The following is an 18,050-nucleotide window of genomic DNA, read 5'->3' as shown; positions in this document are numbered from 1 at the left end:
CTCATCTCCCCTTCGGCAGCCCCAGCATCCGCTCGGCCACGATGTTGCGCTGGATCTGCGAGGTGCCGGCCGCGATCGTGTACGACAGCGAGGACAGCCGGTCGAGCACCCACGGCCGGTCCAGGTCGAGGGCGTCCGGGCCGAGGACGTCGGCGGCGGTGTCGTACAACTCCTGGCGGGCTCCCGAGTACCGGAGTTTGAAGACGGACCCGCCGACCCCCGGCACCCCTCCGGCGGCCGTCGCCGCGCTGACGTTCCACTGGGTCAGCCGCCACAGCGCGCGGAACTCGGCGTCGAGGCGGCCGAGCCGGCGCCGCAGCGCGGAGTCTTCCCACCGCCCGTTCTCCCTTGCCGTCGCGGCGAGTTGGCGCAGCACCCGGCGGCAGGCGACGACCTCCCCCACGAAGGCGGTGCCGCGCTCGAAGGAGAGGGTGACCATGGTGACCCGCCAGCCGTCGTGCTCCGCGCCGACCCGGTTGGCGGCCGGCACCCGCACCTCGTCCAGGAACACCTCGGCGAACTCGGTGGACCCGGCGAGCGTGCGCAGCGGCCGTACGGTGACCCCCTCGGCGCGCATCGGCAGCGCGAGCCAGGTGATGCCGCGGTGGCGGGGCGCGTCCGGGTCGGTGCGGACGAGGAGCTCGCACCAGTCGGCGACCTCCGCGTGCGAGGTCCAGATCTTGCTGCCGGTGACCACGTAGGCGTCGCCGTCCCGGCGGGCGCGGGTGCGCAGCGCCGCGAGGTCGGAGCCGGCGTCCGGCTCGCTGAACCCCTGGCACCACACCTCCTCGCCGCGCAGGATCGGCCCCAGCCAGCGCGCCCGCTGGGCGTCGGTGCCCTCGGCGGCGATGGTCGGCCCCGCGTGCAGCAGCCCGACGAAGTTCGCCCCGACATAGGGCGCGCCCGCCTTCTCGGACTCCTCCAGGAAGATCATCCGCAGCGCCGGGGAGGCGTCCCAGTGGACCTCGGCGTACCCGGCGTCGTACAGCGTCCGCTGCCAGCCGAGGTCGTAGGCGCGCCGACCGGGCCAGTCGGCCGGGTCCGGTGCGGGCCCGACGGAGGGCAGCGCCTTGGCGAGCCACTCCCGCAGCCGCCCCCGGAACTCCGCCTCCTGCGGGGTGTCGGAGAGGTCCATCACCGGTCCAGGTCGAGGCCGAGCATGCGGATGGCGTTGCCGCGCATCAGCTTGTACACGGTCTCCTCGTCCAGGCCCCGCACATGGTCGAGGGCGATCTCCTCGGTGTGCGGGAAGGTGGAGTCGACGTGCGGGTAGTCGGTCTCGAAGGTGGCGTTGTCGCGGCCGACGACGTCGAGCGAGGCGACGCCGTGCTTGTCGCGGAAGAAGCAGCAGTAGATCTGGCGGTAGTAGTACGTCGACGGCGGCTCGGGCACCAGATCCCGCACCCCGCCCCAGGCGCGGTGCTCGGCCCACACGTCGTCGGCGCGCTCCAGGGCGTACGGCACCCACCCCATCTGCCCTTCGGAGTACGCCAGTTTGAGCCGCGGGAAGCGCACCAGGACCCCGCTGAAGAGGTAGTCCATCATCGAGGCCATCGCGTTGTTGAAGCTGAGCGAGGCTTGGACGGCGGGCGGGGCGTCCGGGGAGGCGGCGGGCATCTGGGAGCTGCTGCCGATGTGCATGTTGACGACCGTGCCGGTGTCCTGGCAGACGGCGAAGAACGGGTCCCAGTAGCCGGTGTGGATGGACGGCAGCCCGAGGTGCGTCGGGATCTCCGAGAAGGTGACGGCCCGCACCCCGCGCGCCGCGTTCCGCCGTATCTCCTCGACGGCCAGCCCCACGTCCCACAACGGGATCAGGCACAGCGGGATGAGCCGGCCCCCGCTGTCGCCGCACCACTCCTCCACCATCCAGTCGTTGTAGGCGCGCACACAGGCGAGGGCGACCTCCTTGTCGTGCGCCTCGGCGAAGGTCTGCCCGCAGAAGCGGGGAAAGGTGGGGAAGCACAGGCTCCCCTCGACATGGTTGAGGTCCATGTCCGCCAGCCGCGCCCCGGGGTCCCAGCACCCCCGCCGCATCTGCTCCCGGGTGATCCCCTCCAGCGTCATCTCGTCGCGGTCGAAGCCGACGGCGGCGATGTTGCGCTTGTACGGGAACTTCAGGTCCTCGTAGATCCACCAGTCCGTCGGGGTCCCCTCGGGGTCCATGGTGATCTGGTACTTCCCGCCCACGTACGCGAGTTCACCGATCCCTGCGGTGAGCGGCCGCGGTCCCCGCTCCCGGTACTTCGCCGGCAGCCAGGTCTCGAAGAGGTGGGCGGGCTCGATCACGTGGTCGTCGACGCTGATGATGCGGGGCAGTTCGATCGCCATGGTTCCCCTCCGCCGGACCGGTCCGATCTGATGGCGCGTCAGTTAGCATGCCATACACCTGACGATCCGTCAGCAGAGCTTCCCGGGCGGCAAAAGGCAGGTGGCGACCATGGCCCCGTCCCCTCTGGCATCCGTGAACGAGACCGCGCGTTCCCTGAGTTGTTCCCGCACCCTGTGGGAACTGGCCGCCCGCCGCGCCGCCCTCACCCCCGGCCGCCCGGTCTTCCTCCAGTCCTCCCGCTCGCTGACCTTCGGCGAGCTGTGCGGATGGGCGGAGCGGGTGGCGGCGGGCCTGTACGGCATGGGGGTGCGCCCCGGCACGGTGGTGGCCTGGCAGCTGCCGACCCGTATCGAAACGGCCGTCCTGTCCCTGGCCCTGGCCCGCCTCGGCGCCGTCCAGTCCCCCCTGATCCCCTTCTACCGGGACCGGGAGGTGGCCTTCGCGCTGCGGCGGTCGCAGGCGTCGTTCCTCGCGGTCCCGGGCGTGTGGCGCGGCCACGACCACACGGCGATGGCCCACCGCCTGGGCGCCCCCGGCGTCTTCCCGGCCTACGACGCCCTCCCCACCGGCGACCCCGCCGTCCTCCCCGCCCCGCCCTCCTCCGGCACCCCGGTCCGCTGGATCTACTGGACCTCGGGCACCACCTCCACCCCCAAGGGCGTCCTGCACTGCGACCGCTCCCTGATCGCGGCGGGCTCCTGCCTGGCCCACGCGCTGCGGCTGCGCCCGGACGACGTCGGCTCGATCGCCTTCCCCTACGCGCACGTGGGCGGCGCGGACTACCTGGTGATGCTGCTGCTGTACGGCGTCCCGGCCCTGCTCCTGGAGCACTTCGCGCTCCCGGACTCCCTGCCGGAGTACCGCCGCCACGGTGTGACGGTGGCCGGCGGCTCGACGGCCTTCTACTCCCTCTTCCTCACCGAACAGCGCAAGCGGCCCGGCACCCGGCTGATCCCCACCCTGCGCCTCCTGGCGGGCGGCGGCGCCCCCAAGCCGCCCGAGCTGTACCACCAGGTGGTCCGCGAACTGGGCGTCCAGCTCACCCACGGCTACGGCATGACCGAGGCCCCGATGATCACCATGGGCGACCCCACGGACACCCCGGCCAACCTGGCCACGACGGAGGGCCGCCCACCCGAGGGCATGGACATCCGCATCGTGGACGGCGAGATCCACCTGCGCGGCGAGGCCGTCTGCCAGGGCTACCTCGGCGCCTCCCACCCGCCCTTCACCCCCGACGGCTACCTCCCGACCGGCGACCTGGGCCACCTCACCCCCACCGGCCACCTCGTCCTCACCGGCCGCCGCAAGGACGTGATCATCCGCAAGGGCGAGAACATCTCCGCGAAGGAGATCGAGGACCTGCTGCACGGGCATCCGGCGGTGGGGGACGTGGCGGTGATAGGTCTGCCGGACGCGGAACGGGGGGAGTTGGTGTGCGCGGTGGTGGAACGGCGTCCGGATGCTGCGGAGTTGACCTTGCCAGAGGTCGTGTCGTATCTCCGCACGCACGGCTTGGCCACGCATAAGCTCCCCGAACGACTGGAAACAATCGCGGAGTTGCCACGTAACGAGACACTGCGGAAGGTACTCAAGCACAAGCTGCGCGAGCGGTTCGGACCGTCGTAGGTCAGGGTGCCGATCTGCGACAGCTCCAGGTCAAGGCCACCAGGGGGTCTTCGACCGAAGAGCGCTCGGCGGTCACGTCACCGACTTCTCGATGGCTTCAAACACATCCGCGTCGGTCTCCTGCTGCCAGCCGGGCAGTTCGGCCCAGTCGGCGACATACCCCGGCTTCGGGTCCTCGAAGTGCCGGAACATCTGGGCCGTCCAGCACGTCGCGACGAAGCGGCTCTTCTGCTCGCGTGACAACCGGGCCGTGCTCCCGCCACTGACCTCGAAGAAGTGCCGGACCTGCTCATACACCGCCCCCGCGGCCTCACGCTCCCACTGCGGGGTGTCCTCCCACGGCGTGACGTAACCGGCCTTCGGCTCACCGGGGAAGTGCTGGCGGACTCCGGCGATCCAGGCTTCCCGGAACAGTCGCGCGCCCTCGGTATTCGACATGCCCATCCCCTCTCACCACGGTGTTCAGGAACCGATCTCCACCCTCAGCTCGGCCGCGCGGTGAGGACTTCCGTGACCTGGAGTACTCCACACGCGGCACACGGCCTCGGTACCGTCGATGGTAGAAGCCTCGACGGATGGAGCACGATGCCTCGCCGCCCGCTGGACCGCCGGCGCCCCACCCATAGGGGGGCGCACTGATGCTGGAAGAAGCCGAAGAGATCGGCCGTCGCGCACGCCGTGCGAGGCTTCGCCTCGGCATGACGCAGGCCGACCTCGCTGCCGCCCTGGGCAAGACGCAGGGCTGGGTGTCCAAGATGGAACGCGGGCTCATCGAACTGGACCGCGTCAGTCTGCTCAACCGGCTGGCGTCGGAGCTGCACATTCATCCGAACGACCTGATCGGGCGGCCGTACAGCAGCTCCCCGGCCGAGAACCAATGGCAGGTCGTGGCCGCTGCGATCACGCGCGAACTGCGTCGCTACGACCTCGCCCCCGTCTTCGACGGAACCCCCCGGCCCGCCCGCCGACTCTGGCAGGAGACCGCCCGGCTGCATCGGCTGCGTGACGCCGCCGCCAACGTGGCGATCATGGAAGTGCTTCCCGACCTGTTCCGCGAGGCGCGTGCCCTCGCCGAGGTCGCCACGGGACACGAGCGGGAAGAGGCGTTCGCGATCTACGCCGTGTGCTGCAAGTTCGCCCACACCGCCGCGCACGCTCTTGGACACCCTGAGCTGGTCGCCATGGCATGTGAGCGGGCCGCTTGGTCCGCCCGGCAGTCCGCCGACCCCGTCCTGCCCGCCGTCGCCGACTGGATGCGTGTCTGGGACATGTGGGCCACAGCGGACTGGGACGACGCCATCGCGCTGTCGGACAAGGCCATTCGCTCCGTGCAGCAGGCATACGACCAGGGTGAGCCTCTCGCCCTCCGCGCCTGGGGCTCCCTCCAGCTTCGCGCGGCTGTCTCCGCCGCACGAGCGGGCCACAGCGCGGAAGCCGAGGACCGCGTCTCTCACGCACGTACCGCAGCCGACCGGCTGGCGGAGTACGACGGCCCTCCTGTGTACGACCGCCACAGCCTGACGTTCTCCCCCGGCAACGTGCAGATTCACGCGATCAGCGTGGCGCTGGAGATGCACGAGCAGCACAAGGCGCTGACGATAAACCGCCGTACGAACCCGTCTCTGGTCGGCTCGCTCCCCAACTCCCGGCGTGGCCATCACCACATGGACCTGGCGCGTGCCTGGCTGTGGGACGGGAACCGCGGCAAGGCACTGGCCGAACTGGAGACGGCCGAGCGCATCGCGCCCCAGCTCGTCCGCAACCATCCCATCGCCCGGTCAACCCTGCGCAGCATCGTGTACGCCGAGCGGGCGACGACCCGGGAGAAGCTGCGTCGCATGTCGGACCGCTTCCACCTCGACGGATAGGGGTCGTATTCCTACGATTCATATTGCCTCCCGGAGACTTTCCTAGCTTCGAGGCATGACGGAACAGAACTCCCATCAACAGACCTTCCCAAAGCCGGAGTTAGCCTTCGGCACCTCGTTCCATCCCCGCCTCGGCGACCTCGCCCTCGACCTCGCGAAGGCGGGCAGGATCGGCGCGGTCGTCGCCCTGCCGAGCGACTCGTCAGCGTCGTACCAGCTGCGCCCGCCCGGCGGTGGTGAGGACTGGCGGGCACGGTCCGACGGCCGCACCCTGCGCCCGGTGCCGGTCTCGGTCACGCATGTCACGCCCCTGAAGCGGGATGCCGTCTACGACCACCGCGCACGACAGGCCGCTCTGCCGGTGACCGTGCACTACGAGGACGGCGACACCTGCGAGACGATGCTCGTGCTCACCGCCATGCAAGTCGAGCTGTACTACCTCCAGTTCGACCAGCTTATCGAGGCTGCGGAAGCGGCCCACGAGCATGAGTTGCGATCTGGGCCGTGCTGACGCTCACGCCGCCGGCTTCCGTACGCACCTCGGTGCGGTCACCCATCGCCTTCCGCTGTGAGGCGAGCGCCCAGGACCTCGGCGGCTCGCGCGCTCACCGGCACTGGCGCAGGTCCGCCACCTGCCCCGGGCCATACCGTCCGATCAAGGGAAGTGAGCCCATGGAGCAGTTCGAGCGTGCCCGGCTCGACTCGTACTTCGCCCGTATCGCCCACGCCTTCGTCCCGGCGGAGAAACCGTCGGCGTTCCTGATCACACACCTGCTGCCCGAGCGCCCCTCGTTCGTGCGGGCCGTGGGCATCGGCGCCGATCTGCGCGCCGTGCTGCCCAAGCCGAAGTCCGTCGACCCCGCCGCTCGCCGCGAGATCGAGAGGACGACTCAGTGTGACGTCCTCTCGCGGGAACTGTTCGAGGACCCTGACAGCGCGGTCGACTACATCGAGTCCCGAGCCGGTGGTGAGGCTGTCGTGCTGCTCGACGTCGGCGGGTACTTCGCGCCGGCCCTCGACGCTCTGTGCGAACGGTTCTCGGGCCGGATTCTGGGCGTGGTCGAGGACACCGAGAACGGGCACAAGCGGTACGCGAGCGCCGGGAAACTGCCCTGCCCCGTCGTCTCCGTCGCCCGCTCTCCGCTGAAGGACCCCGAGGACTTCCTCGTGGGCCAGTCGGTCGTGTTCTCGACCGAGGCACTGATGCGTGGCCGCGGTGACATCCTGCACGGCCGCCCGGCCCTGGTGATCGGCTTCGGCAAGCTCGGATCGAGCATCGCCCGGCTGCTGCACGCCAAGGGCGTACAGGTCACCGTCCACGACGTCGACCCGGTCCGGCGCACACAGGCTCTCGCGCAGGGCTTCACCGTCGCCAGGGACCGCGACGCCGCATTACAGGGGGCAGGTCTCGTCCTGTGCGCGACCGGTGCCGTGTCACTGCGGGGCGAAGACTTCTCCGCCCTGCGGAACGGCGCGTACGTCGCCACGGTCACCAGCAGCGAGGACGAACTCGACCTGGCCGGTCTCCCTGCCGTGTACCACCGGACCCCGAACGGGGAGCACGTCACCCGGTACCAGACGGTGGGCCACTACTTCTACCTGCTCAACAGCGGCAACGCCGTCAACTTCCTGCACGGTGCCAGCGTGGGCCCGTTCATCCACCTCGTGCAGGCAGAAATCCTCGCGGGCATCCGAGTCCTCACGCGCGGGGACCTCGGACCCGGTATGCACGAGGTCGACGCCACGGATCGCGCGGCCATCGCCGGAACGTGGCTGAAGTACTTCAACCGTTAGGAGAACCGTCGCATGCCGATCACCGCACAGCACGTGCGCGACACCGTCGACGCCTACCTCGCCGATCACCCGGACGAGACGGATGCCCTGGCACCTCTGCGGGAGGGCATCGAGAAGACCGGCGACTCGATCGCCTCGCGCAAGGAGTTCCTCGGACACGTCACCGCCGGAGCGGCCCTGGTCCGGCCCGACGGCCGCGTTCTCACCATCGAACACCGCGCCCTGCGCAAATGGCTGCTGCCCGGCGGGCACGTCGAGAGCGGTGACGCGAGCCTGCGGGATGCCGCCCTGCGCGAGTTGGCCGAGGAGACCGGTATCAGCCGCGATCAGGTGGAGCCGGACGGTGAGACGCCCCTGCACATCGACGTCCACACCATCCCGGCGAACGACGCGAAGGGCGAACCGGAACACCCGCACTTCGACTTCCGCTTCCTGTTCCGCACCACCGCGGACGCGGCCGAGTTGCAGGAGGAAGAGGTCACGAACTACTCGTGGCAGTTCACCGACATGCTGACGACCGAGCCTCTGCGGTCCCGCGTCATGGCCGCCGCGGGAGCGTAAGGCCACTGCTCAAGTCCGGGCTGCTCCTCCGCCTGATCGGCGTCCGGGGCAGTCCGGCTGTCAGCGCCCGACCGGATTCATGAGGGGCGACGCAGGGGCAGACGCGCCGGCTTTGAACATCGATATGCGCCAATCCCTTCCGAAAGAGATACGTGCGCTCGCTACTGCTGTTATCCAACTGGAAGTTGATGCGGATTCCGGTCCGCCTACTGTCGACACCCAGGAAGGCCCGCGATGCCGCAGAACGTGCCCAGCTTTGACGAACTGATGGAGGCCGCCCAGCACTCCGCGGTCCACCTCGAAATGCGTGACCAGTACGCGGTCGGCGACGAGGCCGACGACTTCAACGCGTGGCTCGAGACGGGCCACAGGGACCTTGACCCCGCCTCGGAGTACTGGTCGCCTTGGGTGGACCTGATCTCCCGTGCAGTCGCCCGGGGCGTCGTCGTACGACGTGCACGCGTCGTCTCCGAGCCGGTCACCGACTACATCCGCTACGAGCACGCGGCCACGGTCATCAATGTCACGGCCGGCGAGCAGGTCCGGTGGTTGCCGCGCCCGCGCGCGGTCGACCTGATGCTGCCCGGCGCGGATCTGTGGATCTTCGACGGGACGCAGGTCCTCTTCAATCACTTCACCGGCGTGGGCGAATGGGCCGACCCGCCATTGGAGTTGCGTTCCGAGCCGGGTATCGTCAAGCAGTGTTCGGACGCCTTCGAGGCAGTCTGGGAACGCGCCGTCCCCCACGAGATCTACGAGATCCACTGACAGAAGTGTCGTTGGCCAGTTCATGACCACGTCTCCATCCTCCTCCGCACAAGCCGCCCGCCAGAACGTGGCGCGGCGACTGCGTGACCTGAGGAGAAGCGCGGGACTGACGGTCACCGAGCTGGCCAACGAGTGCGGTTGGCACCACGCCAAGACGTCGCGCATCGAAAACGCCCGCACGCCTCCCTCACCGACCGATATCCGCCTGTGGTGTCGTGCGAGCGGCGCCACGGACCAAGCGGCCGATCTGATCGCCGCCTCACAGCACGCGGAGTCCCTGTACCGCGAGTGGCAGCAGCGGGTGCGGGCGGGACTGGCCAGGCTTCAGGACAGCTACGTCGAGCTGTACCGGGCAACCGAGTTGCTGCGTGTGTACTCCCCCGTCCTCGTCCCGGGACTGCTCCAGACCGCGGGCTACGCGCAGGCCCTGCTGAGCATCGACGCCCGCTTCCGTGACGTGCCCGACGACGCCGTGGAAGCTGCCGCTGCACGTGTGCGCCGGTCGCAGGTGATCCATGAGCCCGGCCACCGGTTCGTGTTCCTCGTCGAGGAAGCGGTTCTCTACTACCAGCTCGGTGATGCCGAGGCGATGGCCGCTCAGCTCGGCTATCTCCTCACCGCCGGCGCGCTCCCGCAGGTGTCGTTCGGCATCATTCCGACAGCCACCCGTGAGCGTGTGATGTGGCCGAAGGAGACATTCGATGTGCACGACGACACCCTCGTGTCCGTCGAGCTGGTCTCCGCCGAGGTGAACATCACCCAGCCCTCCGAGATCGCGCTCTACGTGAAGGCGTTCGAGCAGCTCCGGAGCATGGCCGTCTACGGCGCCGAGGCACGTGCCCTGATCGTGAAGGCGATCGACGCGCTGGGCTGACGCCGGTGCCGTCCGGTCGGCGGTTTCCCGAAGGGGTCGGTGGGGATGCGTGGTGCTCTGCCAGCATGCTTCGTCGCACAGCATCGGCACCCGGTGGCCGGCCGCGCGGTTGCGTTCGGTCCAGCGGCGCCAGCGGGCGTCGTACGGATTCGGCAGGCGCCAGACGTACGGGTCCGGGGTCCGCAGCTCCCGCGCGATCTCCAGGTCCGCCGCCTCGGTGTTACGGCGGCGGGACCTGGAAAACGGCCGCGCGAGGGCGTCATAAAGCCGTCGGAACACCGGCGTTCTCCGCGAGTGTGAACGTGGCCCATACGCACTTCGTGTACGGCCCCCGTTGGTAGCCCCATGTCTCGGCCAGTGCCGCCACGAGTGCGAGTCCGCGTCCGCCCTCCTCGTCCAGCGCGGGATCACGGGGCTGGGGGAACCGGTCGCGTTCCGGGTCCGAGACCTCCAGCCGAAGTTCCCCCTCCCGGAGCGTGAGCGTGACCTCGACCAAGGCGCAGGTGACCCGGCAGTGCCGCACCGCGTTGGTGACAAGTTCGCTGACCAACAGGACCACTGTGTCTGCCAGTTCATCAGTGATACCCCAGTCCGCGAGGGACTTGGCGACGTTCCGGCGGGCCGTTGACACGTGCCGTCTGTGCTTGGGGATGCGGAAGGTAGTCGTTTTGGGCATGGGTGCCATTCCTCCTGACGTTGCGTCGAGGCAGGCGTCGATGTGGCGCCGGTCGAGAAGCTAGCGCTGGATTCAGCATCTCTGCAATGAGAATCGATGAATACATGCATTGATGTCCCTCAATCGCGTGATGCACTCTTGGAGTTGGCATCTGGTGTGGGATGGTTTCCGATGGAGAGGGGAGGCCCCATTGCCCACAGGTGGACGGCCGACGGTGCGCAGCAGGCGTCTGGGTGCGGCGCTCAGGCAGTACCGACAGGCCGCGAAGCTGGATCAACCGCAGGCCGCCGAGATCATCGCGTCGAGCCAGGCCCGGATCAGTCGTATCGAGTCCGGTCAGGCCACGCCCCGCGTGATCGAGGTGCGATTGCTGCTCGATTCTTACGGCGTCATGGATACCGACGTGCGCGCGAAGCTGGAGGAGTTGGCCAAGCACTCGAAGAACCGTGGCTGGTGGCTCGAGCATGCCGAACATCTGCGGCCGGACTACGTCGACCACATCGCGTTGGAGGACGACGCGACCTATATCCGCCAGTGGCAGCCCGCACTCGTTCCCGGCCTGCTGCAAACTCCGGCCTACGCACAGGCGGTCATCACGGAAGGGCCCGACTACATCGCGCCCGATGAGATCAGTCGGCTGGTCGAAGTGCGGGAAGGTCGGCAGGCGAAGATCAAGGAAGGCGGCGCGACGTATGCCGCCATCCTCTGGGAAGTGGTGGTGGCGCAGCCCTTGGTGAGCGTCGACATCCACCGGGAGCAGCTGACCGCGATCCTCGATGCGGCGAAGCGCAAGAACGTCACGATTCAGGTTCTCCCGTTCGGCGCGGGTGCGCTGGCGGTCACGACCGCCGGCTTCTCTTCCTTCAGCTTCGATTCCGAACCCACGGTGGATGCCGTGGCCATCGAGAATCTTCGGGGGACGTCTGTTCTGGAAGCCCCGGAGGATCTCGCCGCTTACGGCAACATGTTCGACGTACTACGATCGGCAGCATTGGCGCCGGAGGCGAGCGTGAAGCTCATCCGGGACATACTGCGGAGCATCAAGGAAGACTGATCGTGACCGAGGTTGAGGGCCCCTTCTGGAAGTCGTCCTACTCAGGTCAGCACGGCGACTGCGTCGAGGTCGCCGACACGGCCCCCTTCGGCCGGGCCGTCCGTGACAGCAAGCAGGACAACGGCCCCCTCCTCACCGTCTCCCGCGAGACCTGGATGGCCTTCCTGCGCCAGTTCTCGTAGGACACGCAGAACAGCGAAGGGCGCCCGGCGGTACTCCGCCGGGCGCCCCTTCATGTGTCACATCCTGCTCAACGACGCCGTCGCGTACAGCACATCCCTGATCGCCTCCCTGTCGCCGAGCTGGCCCGCCGCCGCTTCCTCCGGGAGGAGATGGCCCGCGGCCAGGTGGCAGAACTCGACGGAGTCCAGGGCGACGTGGGCGACCTCCAGGTCGGTGGAGGGGGTGGCGGACGGGGAGTCGAGGGGGATCAGCCAGTTGCCGCCGGCGGGGCCCTCGATCTCCAGGCGGAGGGTGCGGCCGGGGCGGCCGGCCGGGGCCAGGTGGCGGATGGTGCGGGGCGGGGTGGACAGGCCCGAGCGGCGGCGGGCGGCCAGGGCGCTCGGGAGCAGGCGGACGGCCAGCTCGATCATCTTGTTCAGATGGCGCGAAGACGGCGGCCGGTAGGGGTAGTCGACCGCGTCCGCGATGTCCTCCGCGTGCACCCAGCAGCCGAACGCGCGGTCCAGCATCGCGTCGTGCAGCGGGAGTTCGAAACCGCCGTAGGGGACGGCGAGTCCGCGCGCGCTGCTTCCGGTGAAGGACACCGTCCGCACCAGGGCGTGGGTCTGCTCGCGCCAGGGCGCGTGGACCGCGCGGGTCTGCGGGAACGGGGTGGACCGCCAGTACGCCTCCGTGCGGGCCGACGGGCCCGTCGCCCCGGGCGCGCTGCCGAGCGGGTCGTCCAGGCCGAGTGCCGTCGCGATCACTCCGTCGACCGCCAGGAGGTGCGCGATCACGCCCGCGACGGTCGTACGGCGGGTCGTCTGGGCATCCTCCTCGAACCACCGCAGCCGCACCGGCGCATGCCACTCCGCGTCCCCGAAGTCCTGGAGCAGCGCGTCCAGGCGGGCGGTCTCCGCGTCGTAGGGCGCGGCCCACTCCGGTACCGGGATGCGCGGCGGCCGGCGGTCCAGGCAGGTGTCCAGGACACGGGTGCGCAGCGCCGGGTCCAGGTCGAGGGTCTCGGGCTGGTGCAGCAGGCCGACCGCCTCGCGCAGCCGGCGGGCCTCGTCCGCGCAGCCGCCGCAGTCGCCCAGGTGGTGCTCCACCGCGTCCGTCTCCGCCGTCGAGCACGCGGCCAGCGCCCACGCGCCGAGCAGCGACTTCAGCACGTCGTGCGGCAGGTCGAGCGGCACCGGCACCTCCTCGCCCCGGCCGACGGGATCGGGCAGCGGGCCGCCGCCGTCCTCCACGGAGACGCGAGGCGCCGGTATCCGCCGCTCGCGGGGTTCCCCGTACTCCGCCCGGAACTCCTCCGCCCCGCTCATGCCGCACCGCCGTAGCCCGGGGGTGCCCCCACGTCGTGGGCGGTGGACAGCAGTTGCAGGCCGAGGCGGAGCCGGCGGCGGGCCTCGTCCTCGGTGACGCCCAGGTCGGCGGCGGTCTGGCGGTAGTCGCGGCGCTGGAAGTACGCCAGTTCGAGGGCGCGGCGCAGCGGGAGGGGCATGGAGTGCACGATGTAGTCGGCGCGGGCGGCCACGGAGGCGCGGCGCACCTTGCTCTCCAGGCCCTCCTCGCCGCTCACCAGGTCCTCCGTGTCGTCCCGCTCCCGTTCCTCCCGGTCCCGCAGGCGCTGGACGGCCACCCGGTGTGTCACCGCCGCGATCCAGGTGCGCAAGGGGCCCTGCTTCGGGTCGTACGTCTCGGGGTGTTCCCAGATGTGCGCGAAGACCTCGCGGGTGACGGCGTCGGCGGCCTTCTCCTCGCCGAGGACGCGGTGGGCCAGGCTGTGCACCAGGGAGGCGAACCGGTCGTACGCCTCGCCCAGGGCGGCCGCCTCACCGCGGGCGAGCCGCTGCTGCATCTTGCGGTCCCAGCGTGGTGGCGCGTCCTTCTTGGCCATGGGGTCCCCTCCCCTCGCCCGTCGTCCGGCCCGCCGGTGTCCGTGCGACCGTTGTCCCGAATGTAGTCGGCACCGCCGACAGGACACGTCTCTTTGTGCCAAAGCCCGCCGCGGAAGCGCCGCAGGTGATAGTGCCCCCTTCACACTTTCCCCACAGACGCCACGTGTATATCTGATCAAACCAGATCGCCCGTGACCGAAAAAAGCTCCTAAACGATCGTGTGCTGTTTGCCGCATCGAGTTTCAGGGAAACGCGGCTGGGCAGCCGCGCGGAATGAAACGTAGGAACGGCTTCCGGTTCCGGGCGGATCCGGGAGAACCCGCGAGCGGAGGGGCTGGGCCGTGGCATTCAATGTGACCGGCGTCGAAAGAGGCGAATGGGCCGTGCTCCAGGTGCGCGGCGAGCTGGACCTCATCACCTCGCCGATGCTCCGCCAGCGCGTGCACGACGTCGTGGCCGAGGGCCACCACAGCCTGGTCGTGGACCTCTCCGACGTCTTCTTCTGCGACTCCAGCGGCGTCGGCGTGCTCATCGCCTCCCGCCGGCTGATCCGCTCCTGTCAGGGGCAGCTGCGGCTGATCCTGCCCGACCGGGGCGCCGACGACGGCTCACACGTCAACCGGGTGCTCGGCGCGCTCGGCGTGCGCCGCCTCTTCGACTGCCACCCGGACCTGGACGCCGCCACGACCGACGAAGCGGGCCCCCTGTCGGCCTGAGCCGCCGTGCCCGCGGCGCCCGGACACGTCCTTGTCGTCCGTGTCGCGGAATTCCCCCGGTCTTGGCACAACCCTCTGTTTTCCGTCACTTTGCCGTCACCCACGCCGTACGCTCCGTGCGAGCAACACGAGATCACCCCCCACGCACGTAAGGCGGCACGAACAGACATGGTCAGCACCGAGTACGAGCGCAGGATCGCCGCCCGGTTCGCCACCTTCGACCAGGACGGCAACGGATTCATCGCCCGCGAGGACTTCAACTCGGTGGCCAAGGCGCTGCTCACCGAGTTCGCCGTGACCGCGCGCTCCGACAAGGGCCAGGCGCTGTACGCCGGGGCCGAGGCGTTCTGGCAGGGCATGGCCGGGATCGCGGACCGCGACGGCGACCAGCGCATCACGCGTCAGGAGTTCGTCGGCGGCGCGGTCAAGCGGCTGCGCGACAACCCCGACCGGTTCGCCGAGATCGCCCGCCCCTTCCTGCACGCGGCGCTGGCCGTCGCGGACGCCGACGGCGACGGCCGGGTCGGCGTCGAGGACACCGCGCGGCTGCTGCGGGTGTGCCAGGTGCCCCAGGAGATCGCCGGGCCCATCGCCGCGGCCCTGGACACCGACGGCGACGGCGAGATCGACGAGCGGGACGTCGTACCGGCGTTCGCGCGCTACTTCACCATCGCCGAGCAGTGAGACCACGGACAGCGGCCCGGTACCGGTAGGACGAAGAGCGGCCCGCTGACCGGCAAGAGGTCAGGCGAAGACGACCGTACGGCGTCCGTTCAGCAGGATGCGGCGCTCCGCGTGCCACTTCACCGCGCGCGCGAGCGCCTGGCACTCCACGTCCCGGCCGATGGCCACCAGCTGGTCCGGGGTCACGCCGTGCCCGACCCGCTCGACCTCCTGCTCGATGATCGGCCCCTCGTCGAGGTCGGCCGTCACATAGTGCGCCGTGGCGCCGATCAGCTTGACGCCCCGGGCGTGCGCCTGGTGGTACGGCTTGGCGCCCTTGAAGCTCGGCAGGAAGGAGTGGTGGATGTTGATGATCCGGCCGCTGAGCTGCTTGCACAGGTCGTCCGAGAGGACCTGCATGTAGCGCGCGAGCACGACCAGCTCGACCCGCTCCTCGCGGACGAGGTCGAGCAGCCGGGCCTCGCCCTCCGCCTTGGTGTCCTTGGTGACCGGGATGTGGTGGAACGGAACGCCGTAGGAGCCGACCAGCTCCTCGAACTCCGTGTGGTTGGAGACCACGCCGGCGATCTCCACCGGCAGCGCGCCGGTCCGGGCCCGGAACAGCAGGTCGTTCAGGCAGTGCCCGAACTTGCTGACCATCAGCAGGATGCGCATCTTCTCGTCGCCCCGGTTGATCTGCCAGTCCATGTGGAAGGAGTCACCGATCGCGGCGAAGCTCGCGCGCAGCTTGTCCACGGTGACCGGCTCCTCGGCCGTGAAGTGGACGCGCATGAAGAACAGGCCCGTGTCGTGGTCGCCGAACTGCTGGCTGTCCTCGATGTTGCAGCCGGTCATGAACAGATAGCTGGACACGGCGTGCACGATCCCCTTCTTGTCCGGGCAGGACAGGGTGAGGACGTACTGGTCGGCCGGGGCGGCGGCGGGCGCGGACTGCTCGTTCATGCGACTCAGGGTCCCATACGCGGCCCCCGCGACGGGCCGCCGTCCGCTCCCCGGACCGGGTCACGATCACGCGAGCCGGGCCGGGATCACACGGACCGGCCCAGGATCACGCGGACCGGGTCACGATCCGCAGGACCTCCAGGCTCTTCGGCGGCGTGTCCGGCTCCTCGCCGTCGCTCGCCGCCATCCGCACATGCGCGTCCCGCGCCGCGCGCACGGCCTCCGGCCAGCCCGGGTGGTCGACATAGGCGGAGACCGGCGCGTCCGGGCCGACCTGGTGCATGATCCGCAGCACCCGCAGCACGGCGGTGTCGACGAGCGCCGCCTCCTGCGAGTCGCGGAAGATCGTGCCGACGTATTTCTCCGCCGACCAGTTGTCCAGCCAGGTGTCCTCCACCAGCCGGTACACGGCGTCGGTGACGTCGCCGTAGCCGTCGACGCCGGCCAGCCAGACGTCCCGCTGGAAGACGGGGTCGGAGAGCATGTGCAGAGCCGACCGCACCTGTGTGCGCCAGCGCCACCACGGCATGTCGTTCAAAGGCATGCCGCCCATGGTGGAGGAGCGACGGCCGCGACGGGAAGAGTTCTCCGAACCTTGCACGGTCACCGATCGTACGTTCATCGGCCCGCGCGCCGCATCGACCCCCGCAATTCACCCCGGAGTCGCCTCCCGTCGACCGTGGATCACTCGGCGGTTAGCGGTGTGAGGGAATCGTGCGGCTCCATGACCGGCAGGCCCCGCACCACCCGCACGTCCCCCCTCCCCTCCGCCTCCCCCACGGCCCGTTCCGGCCGCCCCGGCAGGGCGCGCGCCCTGACCCTGGGCGCGCTCGCCGTGTGCGCCGCGCTCACCGCCGGCTGCGGGGCCCTCCCGTCCGTCACGGGTTCCGCGGACCCCGTCAAGGTCATGACCTGGGCGCCGCAGGACACCGGTGCCACCAACAAGCCGGGCATGCCGGCGATGGCCCTCGCCTACGCCAAGTGGATCAACTCCCAGGGCGGCATCGGCGGCCGCAAGCTCCAGGTCCTGACCTGCAACGACCACAACAACAGCGTGGACGCCGCCAAGTGCGCCCGGCGCGCGGCCGACGAGGACGTGGTCGCCGTGGTCGGCTCCTACAGCCAGTTCGGCGACTCCTTCCTCGCCCCGCTGGAGAGCGCCGGCATCCCCTACATCGGGGGCTACGGCGTCACCACCGACGAGTTCACCGGGATGATGTCCTACCCGGTCAACGGCGGCCAGCCCGCGCTGCTCGCCGGTCTCGGCCGGGCGCTGTCGGGAAGCTGCGGCCCCGTCTCGCTGGTCCGTCCCGACAGCATCGCGGGCGACGAGCTGCCCGCCCTGCTCGACTCCGGTCTGAAGGCGGGCGGCCACCCGCAGGCGCGGGACCAGCTGGTGGCGGAGGACCTCACCGCGTACGGCACCCCGTCCGACGCGGCGCTCCGGTACGCGGCCGGCGACGCGCTGAAGAAGGGCTGCGTGGTGCCCGCGCTCGGCGACCGCACGGACACCTTCATGGACTCCTTCCGGCGCGAGCGCGCGGACTATCCGGCGGTGCGGCTCGGCACGGTGCTGGGCAGCGTCGACCAGACGATGATCAACGCGACCGGCGGCTCCTCGGGGCCGTACGAGGGGGCGTACGTCACCGGCTGGTACCCGCCGGCGAACGACGCCCGCTGGAAGCGGATGAAGCAGGTGATCAACGAGGAGGCGTTCGGCGACAACCGGATCGACCCCGCGGACGCCGGGGTGCAGACCACCTGGATCGCCTACACCGTGCTGAAGGCCGTTCTGGAGAAGATCGGCGGCGACGACGTGAGCGCCGACTCCGTGCGCAAGACGCTGGACGGCGGCCTCGCGGTCTCCACGGGGGGCCTCACTCCCACCCTGCGCTGGCCCTACGAGGGCAGGCTGGCCTCGGTCGGCTTCCCGCGGATGGTGAACGCCGACGTCACCCTCCAGGTGGTGCAGGACGGCGAACTGGTCGCGGCCCGCAGGGGTGTCGGCGGGATCGACGGCACCACCGACATGACCGGCACGCTGGCGGACGCGGACGTGGAGTAGTTCCACGCCCGCGTGCCCCGG

General features: G+C 70.0%; 20 protein-coding genes. 12 read left to right on the top strand and 8 right to left on the bottom strand.

All coding sequences use genetic code 11. The features are described from left to right. Position 1: 1 nt before the first annotated feature. Both GHR20_RS20640 and GHR20_RS20635 read right to left on the bottom strand, forming a co-directional pair. On the bottom strand, positions 2-1,135 hold the full coding sequence (locus tag GHR20_RS20640; RefSeq protein WP_153814024.1) for an acyl-CoA dehydrogenase family protein: 1,134 nt from the start codon (positions 1,133-1,135) through the stop codon (positions 2-4). Beyond that, entirely contained in the window at positions 1,135-2,331 is a 1,197-nt protein-coding gene (locus GHR20_RS20635; protein ID WP_153814023.1) for an amidohydrolase family protein, read from the bottom strand. The genes GHR20_RS20640 and GHR20_RS20635 overlap by 1 nt, the downstream gene beginning before the upstream one ends. A 133-nt stretch (positions 2,332-2,464) precedes the next feature. Between GHR20_RS20635 and GHR20_RS20630 the strand changes: the two genes are divergently transcribed. Continuing rightward, positions 2,465-3,961: an AMP-binding protein gene (locus GHR20_RS20630; RefSeq protein WP_153814022.1), complete on the top strand. Its 1,497-nt coding sequence runs from the start codon at positions 2,465-2,467 to the stop codon at positions 3,959-3,961. Between the two features lie 72 nt (positions 3,962-4,033). Here GHR20_RS20630 and GHR20_RS20625 read toward each other — a convergent pair whose 3' ends face one another. Further along, positions 4,034-4,399: a hypothetical protein gene (locus GHR20_RS20625; RefSeq protein WP_153814021.1), complete on the bottom strand. Its 366-nt coding sequence runs from the start codon at positions 4,397-4,399 to the stop codon at positions 4,034-4,036. 200 nt (positions 4,400-4,599) lie between these two features. Here GHR20_RS20625 and GHR20_RS20620 point away from each other — a divergent pair, with 200 nt between their 5' ends. From GHR20_RS20620 to GHR20_RS20595, 6 genes are all read left to right on the top strand, one after another. After that, a complete protein-coding gene (locus GHR20_RS20620; RefSeq protein WP_153814020.1) occupies positions 4,600-5,829 on the top strand; it encodes a helix-turn-helix transcriptional regulator in 1,230 nt (409 codons plus the stop codon). A 55-nt stretch (positions 5,830-5,884) separates the two neighbouring features. Continuing rightward, complete coding sequence (locus GHR20_RS36835; protein ID WP_194858937.1) at positions 5,885-6,340, top strand: hypothetical protein; 456 nt, start codon at positions 5,885-5,887, stop codon at positions 6,338-6,340. A gap of 161 nt (positions 6,341-6,501) precedes the next feature. Then, positions 6,502-7,623, top strand: a complete 1,122-nt coding sequence (locus tag GHR20_RS20610; RefSeq protein WP_153814019.1) for an adenosylhomocysteinase — start codon at positions 6,502-6,504, stop codon at positions 7,621-7,623. A 12-nt stretch (positions 7,624-7,635) separates the two neighbouring features. Continuing rightward, positions 7,636-8,184: an NUDIX domain-containing protein gene (locus tag GHR20_RS20605; RefSeq protein ID WP_153814018.1), complete on the top strand. Its 549-nt coding sequence runs from the start codon at positions 7,636-7,638 to the stop codon at positions 8,182-8,184. Positions 8,185-8,418: 234 nt separating this feature from the next. Further along, on the top strand, positions 8,419-8,952 hold the full coding sequence (locus GHR20_RS20600) for a DUF6879 family protein (RefSeq protein ID WP_148024959.1): 534 nt from the start codon (positions 8,419-8,421) through the stop codon (positions 8,950-8,952). Between the two features lie 22 nt (positions 8,953-8,974). After that, complete coding sequence (locus GHR20_RS20595; RefSeq protein WP_148024960.1) at positions 8,975-9,826, top strand: helix-turn-helix transcriptional regulator; 852 nt, start codon at positions 8,975-8,977, stop codon at positions 9,824-9,826. 259 nt (positions 9,827-10,085) lie between these two features. Here GHR20_RS20595 and GHR20_RS20590 read toward each other — a convergent pair whose 3' ends face one another. Next, positions 10,086-10,502 (bottom strand): ATP-binding protein, encoded by a 417-nt coding sequence (locus GHR20_RS20590; RefSeq protein ID WP_153814017.1) that lies wholly within the window; start codon positions 10,500-10,502, stop codon positions 10,086-10,088. A gap of 214 nt (positions 10,503-10,716) precedes the next feature. Here GHR20_RS20590 and GHR20_RS20585 point away from each other — a divergent pair, with 214 nt between their 5' ends. Both GHR20_RS20585 and GHR20_RS20580 read left to right on the top strand, forming a co-directional pair. Beyond that, a complete protein-coding gene (locus GHR20_RS20585) occupies positions 10,717-11,556 on the top strand; it encodes a helix-turn-helix transcriptional regulator (RefSeq protein ID WP_181516335.1) in 840 nt (279 codons plus the stop codon). A gap of 2 nt (positions 11,557-11,558) precedes the next feature. Then, the gene (locus GHR20_RS20580) at positions 11,559-11,738 is read left to right on the top strand and encodes a DUF397 domain-containing protein (protein WP_153814016.1); all 180 of its coding nucleotides are present in this window, start codon (positions 11,559-11,561) and stop codon (positions 11,736-11,738) included. A 57-nt stretch (positions 11,739-11,795) separates the two neighbouring features. Here the strand turns inward: GHR20_RS20580 and GHR20_RS20575 are convergent, their stop codons facing one another. Next, positions 11,796-13,046: an MDMPI N domain containing protein gene (locus tag GHR20_RS20575; RefSeq protein ID WP_243878084.1), complete on the bottom strand. Its 1,251-nt coding sequence runs from the start codon at positions 13,044-13,046 to the stop codon at positions 11,796-11,798. Further along, the gene (locus tag GHR20_RS20570) at positions 13,043-13,621 is read right to left on the bottom strand and encodes a sigma-70 family RNA polymerase sigma factor (RefSeq protein WP_153814015.1); all 579 of its coding nucleotides are present in this window, start codon (positions 13,619-13,621) and stop codon (positions 13,043-13,045) included. Before GHR20_RS20570 ends, GHR20_RS20575 begins: the two co-directional genes overlap by 4 nt. A 342-nt stretch (positions 13,622-13,963) precedes the next feature. Here GHR20_RS20570 and GHR20_RS20565 point away from each other — a divergent pair, with 342 nt between their 5' ends. Together GHR20_RS20565 and GHR20_RS20560 are read left to right on the top strand one after the other, a co-directional pair. Continuing rightward, positions 13,964-14,338: an STAS domain-containing protein gene (locus tag GHR20_RS20565; protein WP_111583825.1), complete on the top strand. Its 375-nt coding sequence runs from the start codon at positions 13,964-13,966 to the stop codon at positions 14,336-14,338. 168 nt (positions 14,339-14,506) lie between these two features. Then, positions 14,507-15,022 (top strand): EF-hand domain-containing protein, encoded by a 516-nt coding sequence (locus GHR20_RS20560; protein ID WP_148024966.1) that lies wholly within the window; start codon positions 14,507-14,509, stop codon positions 15,020-15,022. A 60-nt stretch (positions 15,023-15,082) separates the two neighbouring features. On the opposite strand, the gene purU is transcribed toward GHR20_RS20560, so the two are convergent. Further along, positions 15,083-15,964, bottom strand: a complete 882-nt coding sequence (gene purU, locus GHR20_RS20555; RefSeq protein ID WP_111583827.1) for a formyltetrahydrofolate deformylase — start codon at positions 15,962-15,964, stop codon at positions 15,083-15,085. Between the two features lie 106 nt (positions 15,965-16,070). After that, entirely contained in the window at positions 16,071-16,571 is a 501-nt protein-coding gene (locus GHR20_RS20550; protein WP_111583828.1) for a hypothetical protein, read from the bottom strand. A 117-nt stretch (positions 16,572-16,688) separates the two neighbouring features. Here GHR20_RS20550 and GHR20_RS20545 point away from each other — a divergent pair, with 117 nt between their 5' ends. After that, the gene (locus tag GHR20_RS20545; RefSeq protein WP_187279143.1) at positions 16,689-18,029 is read left to right on the top strand and encodes an ABC transporter substrate-binding protein; all 1,341 of its coding nucleotides are present in this window, start codon (positions 16,689-16,691) and stop codon (positions 18,027-18,029) included. Positions 18,030-18,050 lie beyond the last annotated feature (21 nt).

It is taken from the genome of Streptomyces sp. SUK 48, from assembly GCF_009650765.1.
Lineage (GTDB): Bacteria > Actinomycetota > Actinomycetes > Streptomycetales > Streptomycetaceae > Streptomyces.
The sequence above is the reverse complement of the archived record's forward strand: the minus strand, read 5'-3'. Positions and strand labels throughout refer to the sequence as shown.